Annotated in this window: 19 protein-coding genes; 6 read left to right on the forward strand and 13 right to left on the reverse strand. The window is 61.3% G+C overall.

Annotated elements, in window-relative coordinates; translation table 11 throughout:
- The first annotated feature begins 16 nt into the window (after positions 1-16).
- Positions 17-1,027: an amino acid ABC transporter substrate-binding protein gene (locus ASD32_RS04465; RefSeq protein ID WP_060636690.1), complete on the forward strand. Its 1,011-nt coding sequence runs from the start codon at positions 17-19 to the stop codon at positions 1,025-1,027.
- A gap of 430 nt (positions 1,028-1,457) precedes the next feature.
- Here the strand turns inward: ASD32_RS04465 and ASD32_RS04470 are convergent, their stop codons facing one another.
- The 4 genes from ASD32_RS04470 to ASD32_RS04485 all read right to left on the reverse strand — a co-directional run bounded on the left by ASD32_RS04470 (position 1,458) and on the right by ASD32_RS04485 (position 7,431).
- Entirely contained in the window at positions 1,458-4,601 is a 3,144-nt protein-coding gene (locus tag ASD32_RS04470) for an efflux RND transporter permease subunit (protein WP_060636691.1), read from the reverse strand.
- Between the two features lie 30 nt (positions 4,602-4,631).
- Positions 4,632-5,723, reverse strand: a complete 1,092-nt coding sequence (locus ASD32_RS04475; RefSeq protein ID WP_244490106.1) for an efflux RND transporter periplasmic adaptor subunit — start codon at positions 5,721-5,723, stop codon at positions 4,632-4,634.
- 103 nt (positions 5,724-5,826) lie between these two features.
- The gene (locus ASD32_RS04480) at positions 5,827-6,429 is read right to left on the reverse strand and encodes a TetR family transcriptional regulator (RefSeq protein ID WP_060636693.1); all 603 of its coding nucleotides are present in this window, start codon (positions 6,427-6,429) and stop codon (positions 5,827-5,829) included.
- An 81-nt stretch (positions 6,430-6,510) separates the two neighbouring features.
- Positions 6,511-7,431, reverse strand: coding sequence for a LysR family transcriptional regulator (locus ASD32_RS04485; RefSeq protein ID WP_060636919.1), 921 nt, complete (start codon positions 7,429-7,431; stop codon positions 6,511-6,513).
- A 120-nt stretch (positions 7,432-7,551) separates the two neighbouring features.
- Here ASD32_RS04485 and ASD32_RS04490 point away from each other — a divergent pair, with 120 nt between their 5' ends.
- From ASD32_RS04490 to ASD32_RS04510, 5 genes are all read left to right on the forward strand, one after another.
- Positions 7,552-8,169, forward strand: coding sequence for a glutathione S-transferase (locus tag ASD32_RS04490; protein ID WP_060636694.1), 618 nt, complete (start codon positions 7,552-7,554; stop codon positions 8,167-8,169).
- Positions 8,170-8,223: 54 nt separating this feature from the next.
- Positions 8,224-9,225 (forward strand): pyridoxamine 5'-phosphate oxidase family protein, encoded by a 1,002-nt coding sequence (locus ASD32_RS04495; protein ID WP_060636695.1) that lies wholly within the window; start codon positions 8,224-8,226, stop codon positions 9,223-9,225.
- Between the two features lie 112 nt (positions 9,226-9,337).
- Positions 9,338-9,772 (forward strand): low affinity iron permease family protein, encoded by a 435-nt coding sequence (locus ASD32_RS04500; RefSeq protein ID WP_060636696.1) that lies wholly within the window; start codon positions 9,338-9,340, stop codon positions 9,770-9,772.
- 67 nt (positions 9,773-9,839) lie between these two features.
- Positions 9,840-10,313, forward strand: a complete 474-nt coding sequence (locus ASD32_RS04505; protein WP_060636697.1) for a GreA/GreB family elongation factor — start codon at positions 9,840-9,842, stop codon at positions 10,311-10,313.
- A 95-nt stretch (positions 10,314-10,408) separates the two neighbouring features.
- Entirely contained in the window at positions 10,409-11,101 is a 693-nt protein-coding gene (locus ASD32_RS04510; protein WP_060636698.1) for a DUF2161 family putative PD-(D/E)XK-type phosphodiesterase, read from the forward strand.
- Between the two features lie 10 nt (positions 11,102-11,111).
- On the opposite strand, the gene ASD32_RS04515 is transcribed toward ASD32_RS04510, so the two are convergent.
- The 9 genes from ASD32_RS04515 to ASD32_RS04555 all read right to left on the reverse strand — a co-directional run bounded on the left by ASD32_RS04515 (position 11,112) and on the right by ASD32_RS04555 (position 22,896).
- Complete coding sequence (locus ASD32_RS04515) at positions 11,112-12,254, reverse strand: serine hydrolase (RefSeq protein ID WP_060636699.1); 1,143 nt, start codon at positions 12,252-12,254, stop codon at positions 11,112-11,114.
- Entirely contained in the window at positions 12,251-13,135 is an 885-nt protein-coding gene (gene aguB, locus ASD32_RS04520) for an N-carbamoylputrescine amidase (RefSeq protein ID WP_060636920.1), read from the reverse strand. Before aguB ends, ASD32_RS04515 begins: the two co-directional genes overlap by 4 nt.
- Before the next feature lie 2 nt (positions 13,136-13,137).
- Positions 13,138-14,169, reverse strand: coding sequence for a histone deacetylase family protein (locus tag ASD32_RS04525; RefSeq protein ID WP_060636700.1), 1,032 nt, complete (start codon positions 14,167-14,169; stop codon positions 13,138-13,140).
- 66 nt (positions 14,170-14,235) lie between these two features.
- On the reverse strand, positions 14,236-15,255 hold the full coding sequence (locus tag ASD32_RS04530) for an extracellular solute-binding protein (RefSeq protein WP_200953567.1): 1,020 nt from the start codon (positions 15,253-15,255) through the stop codon (positions 14,236-14,238).
- Between the two features lie 31 nt (positions 15,256-15,286).
- Positions 15,287-16,087: an ABC transporter permease gene (locus tag ASD32_RS04535; protein ID WP_060636702.1), complete on the reverse strand. Its 801-nt coding sequence runs from the start codon at positions 16,085-16,087 to the stop codon at positions 15,287-15,289.
- Entirely contained in the window at positions 16,080-17,000 is a 921-nt protein-coding gene (locus tag ASD32_RS04540; RefSeq protein ID WP_060636703.1) for an ABC transporter permease, read from the reverse strand. Before ASD32_RS04540 ends, ASD32_RS04535 begins: the two co-directional genes overlap by 8 nt.
- 1 nt (position 17,001) lies before the next feature.
- Complete coding sequence (locus ASD32_RS04545; RefSeq protein ID WP_082546639.1) at positions 17,002-18,102, reverse strand: ABC transporter ATP-binding protein; 1,101 nt, start codon at positions 18,100-18,102, stop codon at positions 17,002-17,004.
- Between the two features lie 114 nt (positions 18,103-18,216).
- Complete coding sequence (locus ASD32_RS04550) at positions 18,217-19,887, reverse strand: amidohydrolase (protein WP_060636705.1); 1,671 nt, start codon at positions 19,885-19,887, stop codon at positions 18,217-18,219.
- Positions 19,888-19,971: 84 nt separating this feature from the next.
- Entirely contained in the window at positions 19,972-22,896 is a 2,925-nt protein-coding gene (locus ASD32_RS04555; RefSeq protein WP_060636706.1) for an aminotransferase, read from the reverse strand.
- Between the last annotated feature and the right edge of the window lie 143 nt (positions 22,897-23,039).

The raw sequence follows: 23,039 nt of genomic DNA on the forward strand, positions 1-23,039 counted from the left end.
GGAGGAGAACGACATCATGAAAACAGCAATTTTTGGACTATTGGCAGCGGCAACGCTGGCTGGAACTGCAGCACAGGCGGGCACGCTGGAGATCGCGCGGGAACGCGGCGCGCTACGCTGCGGCGTCAGCCAGGGCGTGCTCGGCTTTTCGAGCCCGAACGACAAGGGCGAATGGGCGGGCTTCGACGTGGATTTCTGCCGTGCGGTTGCTGCGGCCACGCTCGGCGATTCCAGCAAGGTGCAATATGTGCCGCTCTCCACAAAGGAGCGGTTCGCCGCCCTGCAATCGGGCGAAGTCGATCTCCTGTCGCGCCAGACCACCTGGACCCTGTCGCGCGATACCGATCTCGGCATGAGCTTTGTCGGCGCAAACTATTATGACGGCCAGGCCTTCATGATCCGCAAGGATCTCGGCGTCAAGAGCGCCAAGGAATTATCGGGCGCTTCGGTCTGCACCGAAACCGGCACCACGACCGAACAGAACATGGCCGACTATTTCAGCGCCAACAACATCCAGTACAACGTGATCGCCTTCGAAAAGCCCGACCAGACCGTGCAGGCATTCGGAACCGGCCGCTGCGACGTCTATTCGACGGATGCTTCGGCTCTCTACGCCCAGCGCCTGACGCTGACCGATCCGGACAACTACATGGTTCTGCCCGAGGTCATCTCCAAGGAGCCGCTCGGCCCGGCCGTTCGCCAGGGCGACGAGCAGTGGTTCAAGATTGTCCGCTGGACCGTGTTTGCGATGATCGAGGCGGAGGAACTCGGTATCACCAAGGACAATGCGGCAAAGACGGCGGAAGACGGCACTGTGGCGCAGAAGCGCTTTCTCGGTGCAGACGGCGCGATTTCGAAGAATTTCGGCCTCGATCCGAAATGGGCTTTCCAGGCGATTTCGGCCGTCGGCAACTATGGTGAAGTCTTCGAGCGCCATCTGGGCAAGGATAGCCCGCTGAAGATCGAGCGCGGCCTGAACAACCTGTGGAACAATGGCGGCCTCGTCTACGCGCCGCCGCTTCGCTGATCGAAAAACAAAAACTGCCTGAGCCGTCGCGAGGTCGAATTTCGCGGCAGTTTTTCATGTCTGTCAGGGAAACAAAGAGAAAAAGGCTCAGAATCGAAAAAGCCTGCCGCGGGAGGAGGTGCGGCAGGCTTTCGAATAAAACCGAACGGCAACTGGGAGGAGGAGTGTTGCCATTCCGCAAGTGCCCTCTGGGAGGAGGAGTGAGGCCACTTACATATCGAAGCTCTGCGGGAGGAGGTGCATCACTTCGATGAGTTCAATATACATTGATTCAGCTTAAATCGTAGGCAGAATTTTGCAGAGCAGCCATGCGCTATGCGCGTAGCAGATGGCTGGCCTTGGACTAAATCGGTTCAACACCCGACCTCCCTTTGCTACTTGCATTGCTGCGCAACGGCAGCTTCCATAGAGTGCCGTCGCAGAGGATGGTTCATTCTGCGGCGATCGCGGCCGGATAGGACACGGATGTTTCCGGCTCATCGCCGGCTTTCTCCGGCCCGGCAACCTTGTCCTTCGGTGCCTTGCCGAAGAACAAGGCATAGCCGGCCGGAAGGACGAGAATGGTCAGCACGGTGGCAACCAGAATGCCGCCCATCATCGCATAGGCGAGCGGCCCCCAGAACACGCCGCGCGAGATCGGGATCAGCGCCAGGACCGCCGTCATCGCCGTCAGCACGATCGGGCGGAAACGCCGCACCGCCGAGCCGACGATCGCTTCGGTCCGCTCCATGCCTGCGGCAATATCCTGGTCGATCTGATCGACGAGGATAATCGAGTTGCGCATGATGATGCCGAGCAGCGCGATGACGCCGAGGATGGCGACGAAACCGAAGGGGGCGCCGCTGATCAACAGCGCGGCGGCAGCACCAATGATGCCGAGCGGACCGGTTGCCAGAACCAGCATCGCCTTGCCGAAATGCTGGAGCTGGATCATCAGGAGCACGACGATGACGGCAAGCATGACCGGCGCCTTGTCGGCGATCGACTGCTGGCTTTCGGCCGCATCTTCCGCGCCGCCCTGGATTTCGACCGAATATCCCGGCGCAAGGCTGTCGCGCAGCGGCTTCATATCGGCATAGAGTTTCATTGCCACGTCGTTCGGCTGCACATTGTCGGGCAGCGTGCCGCGCACCGTGATCGTCGGCAGGCGGTTGCGGCGCCATTCGACGCCCTGCTCGAGAACGGGCACCACCTTGGCAACCTGCGACAAAGGCACATAGCTGCCAAAATCAGTCGGGACGTAGATCGAATGCACCGCCGACAGGAGGTGGCGGTTGGCATCCGGTTCGCGGGCAACGATGGAGACCGTTTCCTCGCCATCGCGGAAATCGTCGAGCGGCGCACCGCTCATCGTTGCCTGCAGCATCTGGCGGATGCGTTGGGAGGAGACGCCGAGCGCGCGGGCGCGATCCTGGTCGATGATGAGCTTCATCGCCGGGACGGGCTCCAGCCAGTCGTCGTGAATGGCGCCAAGTTCAGGGTTTTCGGCAAATTTCGCCTTCACCTGATCGGCGATACGGCGCACTTCCGCACGGTCCTGCCCGGTCACGCGCATCTGGACCGGCCAGCCGGTCGGAGGGCCGAGGAACAGGCGATCGACCTTGCCGCGCACGGACGGGAAGTCCTCGGCCAGAATGCTGCGAAGCTTGACGATCAGCCGTTCGCGGGCGGGTTCGTCATTGGCCATGACGAGAAGCTGGGCGAAATTGGGATTGCGCAGTTGCTGGTCGAGCGGCAGGAAGAAGCGCGGCGCGCCCTCACCGATATAGGTGGCGATGAACTTCTTGTCCTTGTCGTCAAGGATTTTCGCTTCCAGCGCCTTGGCCTGGCCTTCCACTTCCTTGATGCTCGTGCCTTCGGGGAGCCAGAGATCGACAAGGATTTCCGGGCGCGATGATTGCGGAAAGAAGTTCTTCGGAATGAACTGGAAGGCAAAGAGACTGGCCGCGAAAGTGACGAGCGTCAGCGACAGCACGATCACGCGGTGGCGCACCGCCCAACCGACGGTCAAGCGCAGGCGGCGATAGAAGCGCGTATCGAAGACGTCGTGATGGCTGCCGGCATGCGCACGCTGCTTGAGGATCATGTAGCCGAGCCAGGGCGTAAAATAGACGGCCACGAACCAGGAGACGACCAGCGCAATGCCGACGACATAAAACAGCGAGCGCACATATTCACCGGCCGTCGATGCCGCAAAACCGACCGGGATGAAGCCGGCCGTGGTGATCAGCGTGCCGGTCAGCATCGGGAATGCCGTCGATGTATAGGCAAAGCTGGCGGCGTCGAGCTTGTCGAGCCCCTCCTCCAGCTTGCGCTCCATCAGTTCGACGACGATCATGGCGTCATCGACGAGAAGCCCCAGTGCGATGATCAACGCCCCCAGCGAGATGCGCTGCAGGTCGATGCCGAGTTCGTACATGATGGCAAAGGTGGCGGCCAGAACGAGCGGGATGGCAATGGCGATCACGAGGCCAGAGCGCCAGCCGATCGACAGGAAGGACACGACGAGCACGATGACAAGCGCTTCCCCGAGCGCCTTCATGAATTCACCGACGGCTTCGGTGACAACCTCCGGCTGGTCGGCAACCTGGGCAACGGTGACCCCATAGGGCAGCGCGGTTTCAAACCGCTTGTAGGTTTCCTCGACCGCAGCGCCGACATCGGTCACCTTGTAACCCTTGGCCATGACCACGCCGATCTGGACGCTATCCTGGCCGTTGAAGCGATACTTGCGCTGGTAGGGGTCTTCCAGACCTGAGGAGACCGTGGCGATATCGCCGAGACGGGTGATCTCGTTGCCGGAGCGTAGCCGCAGCTCGCGGATATCGGCCGGTTTGGTTACCCCGCCCTCAACCGAAATCCGCACGGAACGCGTGCCGGTATCGACGGAGCCGGCGGGATCGACATTGTTCTGTCCCTTGATGGCATTTTGTACGTCGGTGAGCGTCAGGCCGCGCGAGGCGAGCACGGCAGAGGAGATGTCGATATAGATCTTTTCCGGCTGGTCGCCGATGATGACGGCCTTCTCGACGCCCGGCGTCGTCAGCAGCATGTCGCGCGCCTGGATGGCGAATGTCTTCAGTTCGGGATAGCTGTAGCCCTCGCCGCTCAACGAATGCAAAGTCACGAAGGTGTCGCCGAATTCATCGTTGAAATACGGACCGAGCAGGCCCTGCGGCAGCTCATTGGCGATATCGCCGACCTTCTTGCGCACCTGGTAGAAGGCATCGGCAACCTGGGTGGCATTGGTGTCGCCCTTGACCTGCAGGGTGATGATGGCGCTGCCGGGACGCGTGTAGGACCGGACGAAATCGAGATGCGGGGTTTCCTGCAGCTTGCGCTCGATCTTGTTGACGACCTGATCTTCCATGTCCTGGATCGACGCGCCCGGCCAGATCGCCTGCACGACCATGACGCGGAAGGTGAAATCAGGATCTTCCTTCTGGCCCATGCGCATCAGGCCGAGCACGCCGGTGATCAGGATCAGCCCGAACAGGAACCGCGCGATACTGGGATGTGCGATCGCCCAGCGCGACAGGTTGAAGGACTGTTTTTGGTCGGTGGAAGAGGTCATCGCGTTGTTCCGCTTTCGATGGAGCTGGGGTCAGCGCACAAGCTGTGTATTGCCGGCGGCGGCGGATTGTTGCGTGGCATCGCTGCCGAGCTTCACCTTCAGGCCTTCGGTCATGAATTGCGTGCCGGCAGCGACCACCACATCGCCAGGCTTCAATCCTTGCGCGATACGCACGCCGTCATTGGTGAAATCGGCGACCTCGACGGGACGGGAATGCACGGTGCCTGCGGTGCGATCGACAGTCCAGACGATCGATTGTTCGTCCTTTTTGGTGAGCGCGCTCAAGGGAATGGAGACCAGTTTCTGCGTATCGGCGGCGGCAGCGACGATGCCGGCGGTCATCCCGAGCAGAACATTCGGATCGCTCGGCAGGCTAATGCGAACAGCGAAGGTGCGCGACTGCGGCTCGGCACTGCCGGCGACTTCCCGCACCTTGCCCTCAAGCATCAAAGCGGCATCCGACCAGAACCCGACGGTCACCACCTTGCCGGGCTTGAACTGGGCGATATCCGTTTCGGGTATGGCGACCAGCACTTCCTTCTCGCCATCGACGGCAACGCTGACAACGGGGGTTCCGGAGCCGACCACCTGGCCGATATCGGCGCTGATCGCTGTGACGATGCCATTCTGATCGGACTTCAGATCGGTATAGCTCACCTGGTTCTTTGCCTGGTCGAGAGCCGAGCGGGCAGCATCACGGGTGGCAACGGCCTGATTGTAGCTGAGCGTCGCCTGCTCGAGTTGCGATTTCGGCGAGACGTTCTTGGCAAACAGCTGCTCGGCACGCAGGCGGGCAAGCTCAGTGGTTTCGACCTGCCGCTCGGTGGCGTCGAGGTTTGCCTGAGCGCTGGTCAGTGCAAGCGCGTAATCGGTCGGATCGATGCGGGCGAGCAGGTCGCCGGATTTCACCCGCTGGCCGATATCGACGCGGCGCTCGGTGATCTTGCCGTTGACCCGGAAGCCGAGGTTCATCTCGGTGCGGGCGCGAACCGTGCCGGAATAGCTGAGCGTGCGCGAGGTGTCGATAGAAGCGATCTCGACCACCTTGACCGGCCGTACGATCTCCCTGGTTTCGGCCTCTTCCTGTGAACATCCGGACAGAGCGAAAACGGCTGCGGACATGGCGGCAATCACAGACAAACGGATATAGCTATGGCTTGGCGAAGGCATGTTCGCACTCCTGATCAAAAATGAAGTCGGGGAAGCGGGCCCGCAGGCGCCGCGTTCATCTCAAGGCTTTAATCGCAAATTCGGTAATTTCGTCGGGCGTCGCCCGGTTCGGCTTGGACAGACATTGCGCCACCAGCTGCGGATGGCACATGATCACCGTCGCCGCCCCGAAAGAACGGGCGGCAACCGCAACGTCCTGCTCGGCAAATTCGCCGGCAGCGATGCCCTGGCGGATAATCTCTTCGAGCAACAGGTGCATGCGGTCGATATGCTTTTCGATGACGTGCCAGTCGCGCTCGATGGCGACGATGACCATCTCGTGGACCTTTTCATGGTCGAGCATCGCAGTCAGGATCAGCTGGTACTCCGCATGCAGATAGCGGCGCAGGCGGTCTGCGGCGCTGATGGGCAGCTGCGAGATCTCGAAAGCCTGCTGATAGCTTCCGGCGAGCATGCGGCCGCAGATCGCCTGATGAATTTCGGTCTTGGAGGCAAAGAAGCGATAGATATTGGCGGGCGACATGCCAAGATCGCGGGCGATATCGGCGACATTGGTCTTGGCATAGCCGTAATGGCGGAACAGGCGCTCCGCCGCCTCCAGAATCCGCGCAATATTGTCCTGCCGTGCGGTGTCAAGGATGTCGCTGGTTTCGTCCATGAGCAGTTCCGATTTACGACTGACGAATTTAGAATTTCGTCAGTCGTAAATCGGAACTGCCGCCATGTCAACTGCGGCATTCTAACCTTTAGCCAGCGCAGTTGCCGATTGCAGGCTCTGGTTGGCGCGCAATTCGGCCACCAGAAAGTCTACGAAGGCCCTGGTCTTGGCGGAGATATGACGGCCTTCCGCATGCATGACATGGATGGGAATAGGCGCTTCCTCATAGCCGGGAAGAACGATTTCAAGCCGTTCCTCCCGCACTGCCGATGCAACCTGATAGGAGAGTGCACTCGTCAGGCCCCAGCCGCTGAGCGCAGCGGAAATCGAGGCATCGACCGTGTTGCAGAACAGCCTTGGGCGTAAGGTGACGCTGCTTTTTGCCGCGCCGGAAAAGCGCCAGTCCTGCGGTGCGGACGAACCGGTATTGGCGATGACCGTATGCTCGGACAGATCGGCGGGAATTTTGGGCATCGGATGGCGCGTGAAATAGGAAGGCGCACCGCAGATCACCCGGCGAACGCTGCCGACCTTGATGGCATGATAGCCGGAATCCGGCAGTTCGCCGATACGCAGGGCAACGTCGATTCCCTCCTCCAGCAGGTTGACGACCCGGTCAAGCAGAAGGGCGCGGCCATTGACGGCCGGATGCTGCGTCAGGAATGATGTCAGAACCGGCATGACATAGATCTGGCCGAAGAGGACGGGCGCGGTCACCGTCAGCAGCCCGGAGGGTGTCGCATGCGAGCCGCCGGCAGACGCCTCGGCCTCGTCGATATCGGCAAGAATGCGGCGGCAATCCTCCACATAGCGGCTGCCGGGCGCCGTCAGTTTCACCGATCGCGTCGATCGCAGGAACAGCCGGGCACCCGTCAGATCCTCCAGATAGGCAATGGCGCGGGTCACGGCCGGCGGGCTCATATTGAGGGCGCGGGCTGCCTGCGCAAAGCTGCAGGTATCGGCGGCCTTGACCAGAACCCGCATGGATTGAAGCCTGTCCACGTCCCAATCCCCGTTCATTATTCCACAAGATGGAACGACATCTTGTCTTTTATCATACTTCTGTTTTCACGAAGAAAGAAACATCTTCTCCAGGGCAAACAAGCCTGAAGGAGACTGTCGATGAAACTTTACTATCACCCGCTGTCCGGCCACGCGCATCGCGCCCGGCTGTTCATCTCGCTGCTGGGGATCGATGCCGAGCTTATCGAAGTCGATCTTGCCGCCCGCGCCCACAAGAGCCCAGTCTTTCTCAAGCTCAATCCCTTCGGTCAGGTTCCGGTGCTCGACGATGCCGGTGACATCATTGCTGATTCCAACGCCATCCTCGTCTATCTCGCCAAGAAGCATGGGGCGAACAACTGGCTGCCCGAAGACCCGAAGGGCGCAGCGGCCGTGCAGCGCTGGCTATCTGTCGCCGCCGGCGAAATCGCCTATGGGCCTTGCGCTGCAAGACTGGTCACCGTTTTCGGTGCCGGCTTCGATGCCGGCGAGGTTATCGCGCGCGCCCATCTTATCCTCGGCCAGATCGAGGCCGCCCTTGATGGCCGCCAGTGGATCGCCGCCGGTCATCCGACCATCGCCGATGTCGCGCTCTACAGCTATATCGCCCGCGCCCCGGAGGGCAATGTCGATCGCAGCGCCTATGCCAATATCAGCGCCTGGCTGAAGCGCGTCGAAGAGCTTCCCGGTTTCGTCGCCTTCCAGAAGACGGCAATCGGCCTTCCGGAGGCTGCCTGAGCAGGTGGCGCTGCTGCCGGCCTGTTCATCAACCCACTTTCAAGGGAGCGTTTGATGCTTTTGACCACCGCAACCGAAGACGCATCCCCCTGGCATGCCGGTGAGCAGGCGCTGCAGCGTCAGGCCGGTGTGGCCGGGCGTATGGAAGAGGTCGGCCGCCGGGTGCTGCGTGATCATCTGATCGAGCAGCACCGCGCCTTCTATCCGCAGCTGCCATTCATTGTGCTCGGCACGGTGGATGGCGAGGGTTATGCCTGGGCGACGGTTCGGGGAAACGCGCCGGGGTTCCTGCAGAGCCCGGATCCGTACACCCTGCACGTCGCTCTTGGCCGCGAGAGCGCAGATCCGGCCGACGCCGGGATCGGGGACGGCAACGCTATCGGCATGCTCGGGATCGAGTTGCACACGCGGCGGCGCAACCGGCTGAACGGAACGATCAGGCGTACCCGGGCGGCAGGTTTCGAGGTCGATGTTGGCCAAGCCTATGGCAACTGTCCGAAATATATCCAGCTGCGCGATTTCAGCTTTGTCGATGACCCTTCAAACGAGCCGATCGCCGGGCCAATCGTCCTTCAGGCGCTCGACGGAGAGGCACGGCGGATGATCGATGGTGCCGATACGTTTTTCGTCGCAACCTATGCAGACCTTGCTCACGGAGAGCGCCAGGCGGATGTCTCGCACCGGGGCGGCAAGCCGGGCTTTGTGCGGGTGGACGGCGACGGCGTGCTGACCATTCCGGATTTCGCCGGCAATCTGTTCTTCAACACGCTCGGCAACATCCTTGCCAACGGTAAAGCCGGCCTGGTGTTTGCCGATTTCGAGACCGGCGGTCTCTTGCAGCTGACCGGAGACGCCAAAGTCATTCTGGAAGCGCCGGAACTTGCGGCGTTCGAGGGTGCCGAACGCTTTTGGCGTTTCACGCCGCGCCGCATCATCCGCAGACCCGGCGCCCTGCCGCTGCGCTGGGCTTCACATGCGCAAGGACAGTCCCCGAGCCTGCGGATGACCGGAAGCTGGGACGAGGCCGCGCGCCGGTTGGCGGGTCCTATAGCCTGAGACAGGGCTTTGGGACGGCGAAGTTCCGATATTTACGTCGGCAAAAGTCCCGGCAGGAACTTCCGTCCCTGCCGGGACTTTAAGTCATGGCTCTGCCCGATGGAGGATTGCCATGTCCGAAAAACCCAGTCTCTTTTCCAGATTTTCCGGCGGGGTCGCGCAACTGACCGGCAAACCCGCGACATTCGTGATCGCGGTCGCCGGGATCCTGCTTTGGGCCGTCACCGGCCCCATTTTTAGTTTTTCCGAAACCTGGCAGCTTGTCGTCAACACAGGGACGACCATCATCACGTTTCTCATGGTTTTCGTGCTGCAAAACTCCCAGAACCGCGACGGCAAGGCAGTGCAGGCGAAGCTGGACGAGTTGATCCTGACCAGCGGAGCTGAGAACCGTTTTATGGGCATCGAACATCTCGACGAAAAGGAATTGCGGCGGCTGACCGAGCTCCTGCGCGAGGCAGCTGAAAGTGAGCCGGACCATGCGCTGGCCGGAAAGGTCGATCACATCATCCGCGACCGGCGCACGAAACTGAAGAAGAAGGGTTGAACGTCAGGGCCATGCAGACCCGAACAGCACGTAAATGTGCTAGACATTGACTTGAAGGGAAAAAACGATGAGCCGCGCATTCACCAAGGAAATCGACGACGCCCCGCCGCCGCCTGTTCCCGAGCGGCCCGTCAGTGCTGCGCGCAATCTCGTGACGCCGAACGGCGCCAGACAGATCGAGCAGATGGTGGCGGCGCTGATGCAGCAGACAGCGGCGACCAGCGACAGCGAGGTACTCGCCGCCCTCAAGCGCGACCTGCGCTATTGGGAGGCACGGCGCAGCACCATGGAAATCGTCGAGCCCAGCGCGGCGCCAGTCGCGGCAAAGTTTGGAACGCAGGTCTCCATCCGGCGCGGCGGCATGGTCCGGGATATCCGCATCGTTGGCGAGGACGAGGCCGATCCTGCGACCGGGGCCATCGCCTGGACATCGCCACTTGCCCGCGCGCTTGAAGATGCGGCCCCCGGTGACACGATCGAGTTCGAAGTCGCTGGCCGCGAAGAGGACATCACCGTGCTCTCCGTGACCGCATTCGCTTAACGCAAGGCGGGTACACCCTGAAAATCATCTTCCTCATTGATATCACCGGCAAATCACGGCAAGACCGTGATTTGCCGGTGATATAAGGACATGATGTGGAGACCACGCTTTACCTGCCGATCAAGGGCTTTCTCGAAGCCGCCGGCTATAGCGTCAAGGGCGAGATTGCTGGTTGCGATCTGGTGGGATTGAGCCCAGACGAACCGCCTGTCGTGGTCATCTGCGAACTCAAGCTCAGCTTCAACCTCGAACTCATCCTGCAGGCGGTCGACCGGGCTTGCGCCAGCGACGAAGTGTGGATTGCCGCCCGTGTCTCGGCCAAGGGGAAGGGCCGCGAAAGCGACCGCCGCTACCGCGACCTTTGCCGCCGGCTCGGCTTCGGCATGCTGAGTGTATCCGACAACGGCACGGTCGACGTGATCGTGAGCCCTCTGGGGCTGATACCGCGCAAGAACACGCGCAAGCGGTCGCGCCTAGTCACCGAACACAAAAAGCGCAAGGGCGACCCCGCCCTTGGCGGCAGCACGCGCGCGCCGATCATGACGGCCTACCGGCAGCAGGCGCTGGCCTGCGCTTCAGCGCTGCGGGACGGCCCGTTGCGGCCAAGGGACCTGAAGCCGGTCACGCCTTCGGCAGCAACCATTCTGCGCGGCAATGTCTATGGCTGGTTCGAGCGCATCGATCGCGGCATCTACGCGCTGACGGCCGCCGGCATGGAAGCGTTGATACGCTGGCCGCAGGAGCGGAAGGAACCGGAAAGCATCGAACCGGCAGAGATCACAGGCTGACGGGCCGGGTTCAGACTGCCCTGGAAACCTGGCGCAGCATGCCGACGATGGCCTGATCGCGTTCGGCGTCCACCGGCAGGGTCTGTGACGACAGCTTGACGATCACGGTCTGGCTGGCCGGATCGACCCAGATCCACTGTCCGTGAATGCCGATCGCGGCCAATTCGCCCGCACCCGTTTCGTACCAGTAGTTGCGGTAGCTGCCATCTGGAAACAGCGTCGCCTGGTCGCCGTTCTTCCAGGCCTCGCGGCTGCCACCCGTCCACAGGTCATCGATGAAGGATTGCGGGATCAGACCGGCTCCCTGTTTGCGGACAAGCTCGCCCACCAGCGCAAGATCGCGCGCCGTCGCCGACATGCCGCCGGCAGCGCGTGCCGTGCCGATCCGATCGACGGTGATCATGGCGTTCGAGCCGGCGCCCATCGGCTGCCAGAGATGGTCGCTCAGCAATTTTGCCAAGCGCCCGCCTGCCGCGCGCTCCACGACGATGCCGGCGAGATCGGTGTTGGGCGAGCGGTAGGCATGCTTTTCGCCGTGGTTCCAGCTGCCTTTTCCGATGCTGCAAATGAAGCTCTTCAAGTCCGGCGCCGGACTGTCCGGCCGGTCCGGATTCCAGCCGGTCGCCCGGCGGTAGCGATCGAAGCCCCCTGATGTATCGAGATAGTCTTCGACGAAATCGACGCTGATCTCCATGTCGAACAATTGCTGTACCGTCGCATCCGCATAGGCTGACCCCGAAGCCTCCGGCACATACTCGACCACGGGCTTGGTGAAGGACAGCAGGCCCTTGCCCGCGAGAATTCCGGCCAGGAGTGCGGTCAGGGATTTCGACACGGAAAAGATGATATGCGGCAAGGCGGGATCGGAATGTCCGGCAGACCACTCGGCGATGATGCGGCCTTGCCGCATAACGACCAATTCGTCGGTCTCGCTCTCAGCCAGAAATGCCGTCAGGGGCTGGGAGGTGCCATCGATGCCGGTGACATTCAGGTCGCCGAGCCCGCTGAGATCAAGCGGCGGCTCTGCGGCTTTCGCCTTGGCCGTAATGACCGCCGATGGCACGATTTCGCTGACATTCTCGAAAGCCCATTTCGAGAAGGGTGCGGTGCGCCAGTTTGAAAGCGTAATGTCCGAGCGCTTGAAATCCGTCACGTCCTGTCTCCTCCGTCTGCCGTCGCCAGCGCGCCGTAAAGATCCGGTCGGCGATCGCGGAACATGCCCCAGGCGGCGCGATTGTCAGCAAGGTCTTGCCGGTCGAATGTCGCGATGAGAACGGCCTCTCCGTCACGCGGCGCATCAGCCGCAAGCTGGCCGTCCGGTCCGGCGATGAAGGAAGAGCCGTAATAGGATTGCGTTTTACCGCCGATGGTTTCCGCGCCGATGCGGTTGGCAGCGGCCACCGGCATCATATTGGCGGCGGCATGGCCGCGCATCACCATGCGCCAATGCTCCATCGTATCCAGGTCCGGACGTGCCGGCTCCGAGCCGATGGCGGTCGGATAGAGGATCAGTTCGGCACCCATCAGCGCCATGGCGCGGGCAGCCTCCGGAAACCATTGATCCCAGCAGATGCCGACACCGATCGTGCCGAAGCGGGTCGGCCAGACCTTGAAGCCGGTATCCCCCGGCCGGAAATAGAATTTTTCGCTGTAACCCGGACCGTCGGGAATATGGGATTTGCGGTAGACGCCCAGGATAGCGCCCGTGTCATCGATCATCGCGATGCTGTTGTAGAATGCCTGGTTCTTCTTCTCGAAGAACGAAACCGGCAGGACAATGCCAAGTTCGCGCGCGAGCGCCTGCATCGGCGCAATGACAGGATGATCTGCCAGCGCATGCGCCCTCCCAAAATGGATGGGATCCTGGGTCTGGCAGAAATACAGGCCCTCGAACAGTTCCTGCACCAGCACGATATTGGCGCCCTCGCCTGCGGCCTGCCGGATCAGGCGGGACGCGGTCTCAAGATTACCGGCGAGATCGTCCGTGCAGGCGAACTGGACGACGCCCAATGCCGTCTTGGAACCGGACGCCACGGTCAATTGCCCTCAAAGCCGGTCAGGACGCTGACGGCATTGACGCCGATTTCGGCGACGGCATAGCCGCCTTCCATGACGAACAGGGTGGGGAGATTGAGGCGGGCGATGCGCTCGCCGATCTTTGGAAAATCCTCGGTCTTCAGCTTGAATTTGCTGATCGGGTCCTTCTCGAACGTATCGACCCCGAGCGAAATCACCACCACATCCGGATTGTAGGCCACCAGCTTGCCGCAGGCATCCTCCAGCGACTGGCTCCAGCAATCCCAGTCGGTGCCGAAGCGCATGGGGTAGTTGAGATTGTAGCCTTCGCCCTCGCCCGCACCACGCTCATCGGCATGGCCAAGGAAGTAAGGATATTCCTGCATCGGATCGGCGTGCAGGTTGATCACCTGTACATCAGAGCGGGAATAGAAGATTTCCTGCGTGCCGTTGCCGTGGTGATAATCGACATCGAGGATCGAGACGCGCTTGGCGCCATTGTCGCGAAACCATTGCGCCGCAACAGCAGCATTGTTGATATAGCAATAACCGCCCATAAAGCCGGCGCCGGCGTGATGACCCGGCGGGCGGCAGAGCGCAAAGGCCGCGCGCTCGCCATCCTGCACAAGACCGGCTGCCGTCAGCGCCACGTCATGCGAGGATTTGATCGCATCCCAGGAGCCTTCGACAATGCCGCAGCCGGCGTCGAAGGAATAATATCCAAGCAGCCCATCGATAAATTCCGGCGGCACGTCACCACGCAGGCCGCGCGTCGGCCAGGTGAAAGGCAGCGCCGTGCCGGTACGTCCCTCTGCGGTCCAGCGATCCCAGATCGTCGGCAAAAAGTCGAGATAGTCCTTGCTATGGATGCGCGCCGCCGTGGTCAGGTCATGCTCCTGCGGCGCAAGGATGGGGCCTAGCCCCACGGTCTTGATGCGTCCGGAGACATATTCGGCGCGTGAGGTCAGCTCATAACCGGGAACGATGGCACCGGCGACCAATTCCAGCTGGTTGGCATGACCGAGATGACGTGGGGAGAAGACGGTTTTCATGAGACGATCCTGCGGACGGAAACAAAACGCACCCCGCCGCGACCGGCGGGGTGCGAGGAAAAAGAATTACTTCTGAAGCTCGGTCCAGATCTTGGTGTAGAGTTCCTGAACCTCCGGCGGGCAGGTCTGCGAAGGCACGCCGACCGAAGCGAATTCGGCAGGGATATCGATTTCCGGTGCGCCCTTCATATCGGCGGGCATGAAGTCGCCGGACCCGGCGATGCCGTTGGCATAGCGATGGAACCCGGAATTCATCCCGGCATTCTGTGGATCCATCATGAAGTTCTGGAAGAGTTTTGCATTTTCGACGTTCTTTGCGTCTTTCAAAACGGCAAGATTGTCGCTCCAGTTGACGAAGCCTTCCTTCGGATAGCCGAATTTGATGGCAGGATTGGCCAGGCGCTGGCGGAAGGCCGAGCCGTTCCAGTCACTGGACGCCGCAAAGTCGCCCGATCCCATTTTCTGAATAGTGCCATATTCCATCGCCACCCAGTTGGGCTTGGCCTTTACCAGCGTATCGCGCACCTTCTTGAGGATCGCGAGGTCTCCGGTGCACTTCTTGCCGCCATTGTAGAGCACGGCTGCGTCGATGACATCCGTCATTTCCGGAACGACGTTGACTTTGCCTTTCAGCTCGTCCGGCGTGTCGAAGACGATACCCCAGGTGTTGATATCGCCCTTGTAGACATCCGTATTGACGACGACGCCAACGATGCCCATGGCCCACGGAACGGTATATTTGCGGCCCGGATCGAATTCAGGATTCTGCCATTCCTTGGCGACGTGGCTGAAATTTTCCATCTTGCCCGGATCGGTTTCCAGAAACAGACCTTCCGAAATCCAGATCGGGATATAGTTCTGCGACGGCACGACCATGTCGAAGCCGGAGCCGCCCTGACGAACCTTGGCGAGTGCCGTGTCGTTGGAATCGTAGTCGGTGATCGTCACCTTGACCTTGTACTGGTCCTCGAATTTCTTGATCATTTCGGGGCTGGTATAATTGCCCCAGTTGTAGATGTTGAGTTCGCCTTCGGCCCGGGCAAGGCCGGTGGAGGCGAGAAGTGCGGCCGTGACCGCCATGATCATCCGTTTCATGATGCTGTTCCCTTTTCTTTCGTTAGACACGTTTTCTGTTGACGATGAAGAACACGGTGACGACACAGACCGACAGAAACAGGAACAGCGTCGAGATCGCGTTCATTTCCGGCGTGATGGAGCGGCGGATCTGGCCGAGCATGTAGGTCGGCAAAGTGTCCTGCCCGGCCGACTTGACGAATTCGGTGATGACGACGTCGTCGAGCGAAATCACGAAGGCCAGCATGAACCCGGCGAGAATGCCCGGCCAGAGCAAGGGCAGGGTAACGTACCGGAAGGCTTTCCAGGGCGTTGCATAGAGATCGGCAGCCGCCTTTTCGAGCGTCAGGTCCATATTCTCCAGCCGCGCCCGGATCGGCAGGTAGGCGAACGGGATGCAAAAAGCCGTATGGGCGGCGATCAGATAGCCCAGGCCGGAATAACCGGTCCAGATCTTGATGCGCGCAAAGAAGATCAAGAGAGCCACCGCCGTGACGATCTCCGGGATCATCAGGGGCTGGTTGATGAAGGCATATTTCAGCGTCAGCCCGCGATAGGCCTCTGTGCGGGTCGTTGCCAGCGCCGCCATGGTCGCGGCAATGGTGGCAACCACAGCGGCAAACGAGGCGATCTGCAGCGAGCGGATGGAGGCGTCGATGACCTGCTGGTTTTGAAAGGCCTTGGTGAACCAGCGCAGCGAAATTCCGTCAAAGGATGCCAGCGATTCGCCCGCATTGAACGAGTAGAACACCAGGACGGCGATCGGCAGATAAAGCGCAAAGAAGCAGGCCATCGCAATGGTGGTGAAACCGCGCTGACGCCGGATGGAAAATGTCTTAGCCATGCCGGTTTCCTTGCGATCCCGCATTGCGGACATAGACGAGCAGCGCCGCCATGACGATCAGCATCAGCGTGATCGACAGCGCCGAGCCGAGCGGCCAGTTCCGGCCCTGGCCGAACTGCAGCTCGATCAGATTGCCAAGCATCATGTTCTTGCCGCCGCCCAGAATGCTCGGCGTCACATAGGCGCCGAGCGCCGGGATGAAAACGAGGATCGAACCGGCGATGACGCCGGGCTTGACCAGCGGAAAGATGATTTTCCGCAGCACCCGGAAGGGCGTCGCATAGAGATCATAGGCCGCTTCCACCAGCCGGAAATCCAGCTTTTCCATGCTGGCATACAGCGGCAGAACCATCAGCGGCAGATAGACATAGACCATGCCCGTCAGGATCGCGCCATCGGTGAAGAGCATCTGGATGGGCCGCGCAATGAGGCCGGCCTTTAGCATCAGTCCGTTGACCAGCCCTTCATTGCGGATGATTTCGAGGATCGCGAATGTGCGGATCAGCAGGTTGGTCCAGAAAGGAATCGTGATCAGAAACAGCCAGAGCTCACGGGTCTTTTCCGGCCGGGTGGCAATGAAATAGGCGGTGGGGAACCCGACCAGCAGGGTCAAGACCGTCGTTGCCAGGGAGAGCATGACGGAGCGCATGAAGATCGAGACATGCGCATCGGCAAGCGTGACGGTGCCGTCGAAAATGTCCTTGTTCAGGACGACGCCGAGCCAGCCATCCAGCGAGGGCAGCCATTGCACGTCACCATAGGGGCCGGGCGTCAGGAAGGAATAGACAAGAACGATCAGCAACGGGCCTGTCGATGCGAGGAGGATGATCAGCAGGGCGGGAAGCGAGAGCAGCCACCGTTTCCGGATATCCCTGCTTTTTTCCGCTTCGATCGGCCCTGGCAGGTCAGTCATCTCAGTTCCTCAACACCCGGGCGGCATTGGCTTCGAGCGCAATGCCGACCATGTCGCCCTGGCTGAAGCGCGCGCTCTGCAACGGCTTGTTCTGCTCGCGCAGGGTAAATACCGTTTCGCCGTCGGAAAGGCGGACGTGGTAATGCGTATCGGTTCCGAAATAGACGACGTTTTCGAGCGTCCCGGTCATCTGGCTGGCACCGGCGTGGTCCGGCGCACAAAGCGTCGCATGTTCGGGCCGCAGCACCACCGTCACCTCGCCTTCGGCGTGGAAATCCCGCGGAACCGTTGCCGATATGCGGCCGGCGACCGGCGTGTCGACCTCGGCGATACCATCCGTCACCGCGCTGATCCGGCCTTTCAGGAAATTGGTCTCGCCGATGAAATCGGCGACGAAACGGTCTGCCGGAGCGTCATAGATCTCTCTGGGATTGCCGACCTGCAGGATTTTGCCCGACGACATCACGGCGATGCGGTCCGACATGGTCAGCGCCTCTTCCTGGTCATGGGTGACGAAGATGAAGGTGATCCCGGTTTCCGCCTGCAGGCGCTTCAACTCGATCTGCATGTCCTTGCGCAGCTTGTAATCCAGCGCCGACAGCGGCTCATCGAGCAAAAGAACCTTCGGCTGCGGCGCCAAGGCCCGGGCGAGTGCGACGCGCTGCTGCTGTCCGCCGGAAATCTGGCTCGTGCGGCGGCCGGCCAGCGCTTCCATGCGCACCAGCTTGAGCATGGCATCGACACGGTCCTTGATCTCCTGCTTCGGCTTGCCGAGCATGGTGAGACCAAAGCCGATATTTTCCGCCACCGTCATATGCGGAAACAGTGCGTAGCTCTGGAAAACCGTATTGATGGGCCGCTTGAACGGCGGCATGGCGGCGATATTTTCGCCATTCAGCATGATCTCGCCGGATGTCGGATATTCAAATCCGGCAATCAGCCGCAACAGCGTGGTCTTGCCGCATCCGGACGGTCCCAGAAGCGTAAAAAACTCGTTTTGCCGGATTGATACCGATGTCTGATCGACGGCGGCGAACGCAAACTCGCCAAAGCCGAATATCTTAGAAACATGGCGTATTTCGACCGCGTTCAATTCCGCCATATGCGGCACACTACCCGTTGCATGAAGCTGCTGTTCCCGCCTTTTTGGCTTTGCGCTAGGTGACCACAGCGGCCTCGCGTTGACAACAGCATTCTTGATATTTTGATCTAAAAATCATCGGGATGAGAAACTGATACGCCCGCCGCAAATTGTGGTGGTGGGCCGGATCGTCTGCAACTCAGCTGCGGCTACGGCCTCGATATCACCATTCAGCACGACAATATCGGCGAGATAACCAGCGCGGACCATGCCCTTGCGATCCTCCTTGAACTCGGCATATGCGCCTTCGACGCAATAGGCTGAAAGCGCTTCCTCAAGCGAAAACGACTGGTCCGGGTCGCTTTCAGCCCAGCGCTTGCGGGTCACGGCAGCCTCTATGCCGATGATCGGGTCAATCGGCGATACCGGCCAATCCGAGGCAAAGCAGATATGCGCGCCGGCATCCTTGAGCGTGCGCCAGGCATAGCTGACAGGCCAGCGGTCCCGGCCGATGCGCGATACGGTCGGCTCCAGCGGCACGCCGGCGCAGCCCGGCGGATGCGGAGGCTGCATCGAGGCGATGACGCCGAGTTGCGCAAACCGGGCGATGTCATCGGGATGCACAACTTCGATATGCTCGATGCGATGCCGGCTGTCGCGTGTGCCATTTTGGATACGCGCGGCCTCGTAGCCGTCAAGCACCGCCCGCACGGCGCCATCGCCAATCGCGTGAACCGCGATCTGCAGACCGCGCCGGTCGGCCTCCACAGCGACATCGCGAAACGTTTCGGGCGTGAAAAGACCTTCGCCGCAATCCCCGGGCTTGTCGGCATAGGGCTCGACCATCACGGCGGTCCAGCTGTCGAGCACGCCATCGTAGAAGACCTTGACGACGCCGGATGACAGCCAGTCGCTGGTAAAGCGGCGGGCGAGTTCGGATGCTTTCTCAAGCATGTCGATCGACATGAAATTCTTGAAATGGAACGGAATGATCACCCGGCACGGCAGGCTGCCATCCTCTTTCTCGATCGCGGCAAGAAGCTCCAGCTGATAGAGATTTCCGTCCATGTTCTGGATGGTGGTAATGCCGTGGCGGGAGCAATAATCGAGACCACGCCGCATCACGGCGATATCCTGCGCCCATTCGGCGTCATTGGGATAGGGGTCTGGCTCGCCGCCGGTGGACAGGCCAAGGCGGTAGCGATCGAAACCGCCGGCTGCCTGCAACGGGCTGAAGGCCTCCATTTCCCGCAGTTCCCCTGTCGCCAGGCCATCGGACCCCACCACGACCTCATTGCCAGGGCCAAGCTCTGCGCCGTGCACCATGCCGACCAGTTCCAGCGCCTTGGTATTGGCCCAGGCCGTATGATGATCGGGCGCGAAGAGAACCAATGGCTGGTCAGCCAGGATCGCATCGAGGTGATGGCGCGTCAGCCGCTCGTCACCGAGGATCGTATAATCCGCGCCCTGTGCAAAGAGGACCTTCTCGGTGGTCCGCGTCTGCGCATAGGCTTGGACGGCGTCTGTCAGCGCTGCCAGTCCGCTGATACCGGCGAGTTGAAGATGGTCGAGTTCGGCGGCGCCTGAAAACAGGTGCATGTGATTTTCGGAGAAACCGGGAAGCACCGTGCCGCCGGCAGCATCGATCACCTCGGTGCCCGCGCCGCGAAATGCTTCCATCTGCGCAGCCGTGCCGACGGCCAGGATATGACCGGCGGCGATCGCCACCGCCTCGGCCCGGGGCCGCTCCTCATCCAGCGTCAGAACACGGGCATTGAGGATGATGATATCGGCGGTCTGCGTCATGATGCTACTCGCTGCTTGCTTTTTAAGACGTTGCGCGAGCTAAGCCGATCCGGCTGCGCAATTCAACCGGGGTAAAACTCTTCCTCACCATCCGTCCGACAGCACGCGCTCCAGCATATCGGCAAAGAAATCAGCGCTCTGCTTCGACAGGCACAGCGGCGGTTTGATCTTCAACACGTTCAGATAATCGCCGGTCGGCTGCATGATGACGCCGAGTTGCAGCAGTCGGTCGCAGATTGCCGCCGTTTCGGCGGTGGCCGGCGCCAGCGTCTCGCGGTCCCGCACGAATTCCAGCCCGAGATAAAGGCCCATGCCATGCACGGCGCCGACAAGCGGAAAGCGTTGTCCCAGCGCCTGTAGACGGCGCTTCAGATGATCGCCGACGCTACGGGCATTCTCCTGCAGGCCTTCGTCGCGCATGATATCGAGCACCGTCAGGCCGACGACCGAACTCACCGGACTGCCGCCGGCGGAGGAGAAGAAATAGCCTTCCTCCTCCAGCGCATCGGCGATCGCCCTGGTGGTGATGACGGCGCCGAGCGGATGGCCGTTGCCCATCCCCTTGGCGACCGTGATGATATCGGGGACCACACCCTGCTCCTCAAAGCCCCAAAAATGGTGCCCGAGGCGGCCATAGCCGACCTGGACCTCATCGGCGATGCAGACGCCACCGCGCGCGCGGACCCTCGCGTAGATGTCCTTCAGATAGCCCGGCGGTAGCGGGATGCCGCCGGCATTGCCGTAGACACATTCGCAGATGAAGCCGGCCAGCCCATTGCCATCGCGATCGAGCGTTTCCAGCACCGGCTGGACAGCTTCCACATAGGCTGCGGTCGAACCCTCCCCGCGAAACGGGCCGCGATAGGTGTTGGGCGCCATGACCGGATGGACCCAGCCCGGCCGGGTGGTCAATGCCTGCGGATTGTCGGCAATCGAGGTGGAGACCGCATCGCTGGCAACCGACCAGCCGTGATACCCCTCCAGCAGGCACAGCATGTTGCGTGCGCCCGAGGCTGCCCAGGCGAGCCGCAGCGCCAGGTCATTGGCTTCCGAGCCGCTGTTGACCAGAAACACCGTATCGAGCCCATCCGGCGCAAGCTCTGCCAACCGCCTGGAAAAATCGGCGACGGAGGCATAGTGAAACCGGGAATTGGTGTTCAGCCGAAGCCATTGCCGGTGCACGGCGCCGGCAAGACGGGGGTGGCCATGGCCAAGGATCGTGACATTATTGACCATGTCGAGATAGGCGCGGCCTTCGACATCGACCATGTGTTCGCGCAAGCCGCGCTCGATCTGCGGCGGCGTCTCGTAATAATTCTTCTGCGGCCTGGCAAAATGGCTCTGGCGGCGCGACAGAAGCGCTGCGCTCTCAGGCACCGGTGCGTCGCAATCAAAGCCCAGCAGCCTTGCCGGTGACGGGCAAAGCTCCAGCCATGCGGCAGCGTGATCCGGCGGCACGAAAGGCGGCGGCACCAGTTCCTTGTCGCGGCAGAGCTGGACGCGCAGCACGCTGTTGTCTCCAGGCGGACCTGCAACCAGGCCCAGCGGCTGGCCGGGATGGATGAAATCGTCCGGACCCGGCAGGGCATCGATCCCAGCCAGATGCAGGGCGGCATCCCGCCCGAGCAAAATCAGGCCGCCATCAGTCAGTTTCAAAATGCCGCTGAACGGCGCCGATACGTTTGTGCCCGCCGGGAGCAGCAGATCGACATGAAGGGCACATGTCGGCGCGGGGGCCGGCGAAAGCAGCGCGGTCCGCGTCAGCCGGTATTCGCCATACCGGGTTGAGACACCATCATTTTCAGCGGATGCCGCCAAAAACAGCTGGTCTTCGAGACCCGGCTGCGGCCACGCAACGCCATCGAACAGCGCGCTTTGGCTGTTCAGCTCAAGCACGGCAATCCGGGATATGTCGATTTCCGGCAGGAGCTGTTCGCCGGTGATGACAGGCTGCAGATCGCGGGGCTGGCCGAGAATTTGCAGGATCGCGACCTCCATCACGGATGAAGGCACAGAGACCGCGACATCGAAAATTTCCCGTTCGTGGCCGATATTGCCGGCGACATAAGCATTGTCCGGATCAAGCGCCAGTTGCTGTTCGCTGCTGGCCACCAGCACTGCGGCCCGCGCCACGATCAAAGGCCAAAGCGCGCGCAGTTCCGCGCCGTTCAGCGGATAGACCTCGTGGAACGCCTTGACCGCCGGCAGGATGATGCCGGGATCGCCATCGGCATGGTGCAAAAGCGAGGCGCAGGTTACAGCGAGATCGGCAACAAGCCAGCCGTCGATGACATCGCCGAAATCGATCACGCCGTCCGGTATCAGCTGGCCGGCGTCATTGGGCAGGCTGACGACATTGTCGTCGGTGACGTCGTGATGGATTGCTTGCTGCCTCAGCTCCGGCTTCAGGCCATCCAGACGGCGCATGGCCGCGTCCATCTCCCGGCCGATGCGCGCTTTGCGGTCCGCGTCCTTTACTGCCGACAGCAGATGGCTGACCACCGGTGCGGCGTTGCGCAGATCCCATTGCAGGTCACGCGACAGGCCGGGATGCGTGAAATCCGCAAGTGCCAGTGCCAGTTTGCCGCCGAGCGCGCCGAGTGCGGCAACCGTCGTCACAGGCAAATGCTTGCGCTGCGTCAGCGGTTGTCCGTCGATATAATCGAGCAGACGAATTTGATAGGCTTCACCGCGCACGGTGACGAACAGGATCTCGGCACCATCTGAGGCCGCCACAAGCCTTGGAACGCGTGGAGCTCCGGCCTTGACTGCGATATGGCGCATCGCAGCGTTCTGGGCTTCCAGCTCCAGGGTGGCATAGTCGGCGCGGCAGATCTTGAGGACGAAGCGGCCGTTTTCCGTATCGATACGGTAGTTCCGGTCCTGCTGGCTGCCGAGTTCCACGATCGGCCCCGACAGGCCGTAATGGGCCGCAAACAGGACGCTTGCATCCCCGGCATTCACATCAGGCCGCGACAATTCCGTCCGCCGCAAAAACACATGTTCCAATCTCTAGCCCCCCGGAATCAGATTGCCGGCAGATTGGCACACCCTTGTACGAACGCGAATGACAAATCAGTGCGTTCTGACGGGAAGTTTATCCCAGACACGAAAATGCCCGCAGCAAGGGCCACGGGCATTTTGGGAAACGT

Source organism: Rhizobium sp. Root483D2 (genome assembly GCF_001426685.1).
Classification (GTDB): Bacteria; Pseudomonadota; Alphaproteobacteria; order Rhizobiales; family Rhizobiaceae; genus Pararhizobium; species Pararhizobium qamdonense.

What these genes read in the sequence shown, in the direction of transcription:
- ASD32_RS04465 (WP_060636690.1), top strand. Translation starts at nt 17, where the DNA reads ATGAAAACAGCAATTTTTGGACTATTGGCAGCGGCAACGCTGGCTGGA.
- ASD32_RS04470 (WP_060636691.1), bottom strand. Translation starts at nt 4,601, where the DNA reads ATGACCTCTTCCACCGACCAAAAACAGTCCTTCAACCTGTCGCGCTGG.
- ASD32_RS04475 (WP_244490106.1), bottom strand. Translation starts at nt 5,723, where the DNA reads ATGTCCGCAGCCGTTTTCGCTCTGTCCGGATGTTCACAGGAAGAGGCC.
- ASD32_RS04480 (WP_060636693.1), bottom strand. Translation starts at nt 6,429, where the DNA reads ATGGACGAAACCAGCGACATCCTTGACACCGCACGGCAGGACAATATT.
- ASD32_RS04490 (WP_060636694.1), top strand. Translation starts at nt 7,552, where the DNA reads ATGAAACTTTACTATCACCCGCTGTCCGGCCACGCGCATCGCGCCCGG.
- ASD32_RS04495 (WP_060636695.1), top strand. Translation starts at nt 8,224, where the DNA reads ATGCTTTTGACCACCGCAACCGAAGACGCATCCCCCTGGCATGCCGGT.
- ASD32_RS04500 (WP_060636696.1), top strand. Translation starts at nt 9,338, where the DNA reads ATGTCCGAAAAACCCAGTCTCTTTTCCAGATTTTCCGGCGGGGTCGCG.
- ASD32_RS04505 (WP_060636697.1), top strand. Translation starts at nt 9,840, where the DNA reads ATGAGCCGCGCATTCACCAAGGAAATCGACGACGCCCCGCCGCCGCCT.
- ASD32_RS04525 (WP_060636700.1), bottom strand. Translation starts at nt 14,169, where the DNA reads ATGAAAACCGTCTTCTCCCCACGTCATCTCGGTCATGCCAACCAGCTG.
- ASD32_RS04530 (WP_200953567.1), bottom strand. Translation starts at nt 15,255, where the DNA reads ATGATCATGGCGGTCACGGCCGCACTTCTCGCCTCCACCGGCCTTGCC.
- ASD32_RS04535 (WP_060636702.1), bottom strand. Translation starts at nt 16,087, where the DNA reads ATGGCTAAGACATTTTCCATCCGGCGTCAGCGCGGTTTCACCACCATT.
- ASD32_RS04540 (WP_060636703.1), bottom strand. Translation starts at nt 17,000, where the DNA reads ATGACTGACCTGCCAGGGCCGATCGAAGCGGAAAAAAGCAGGGATATC.
- ASD32_RS04545 (WP_082546639.1), bottom strand. Translation starts at nt 18,102, where the DNA reads ATGGCGGAATTGAACGCGGTCGAAATACGCCATGTTTCTAAGATATTC.
- ASD32_RS04550 (WP_060636705.1), bottom strand. Translation starts at nt 19,887, where the DNA reads ATGACGCAGACCGCCGATATCATCATCCTCAATGCCCGTGTTCTGACG.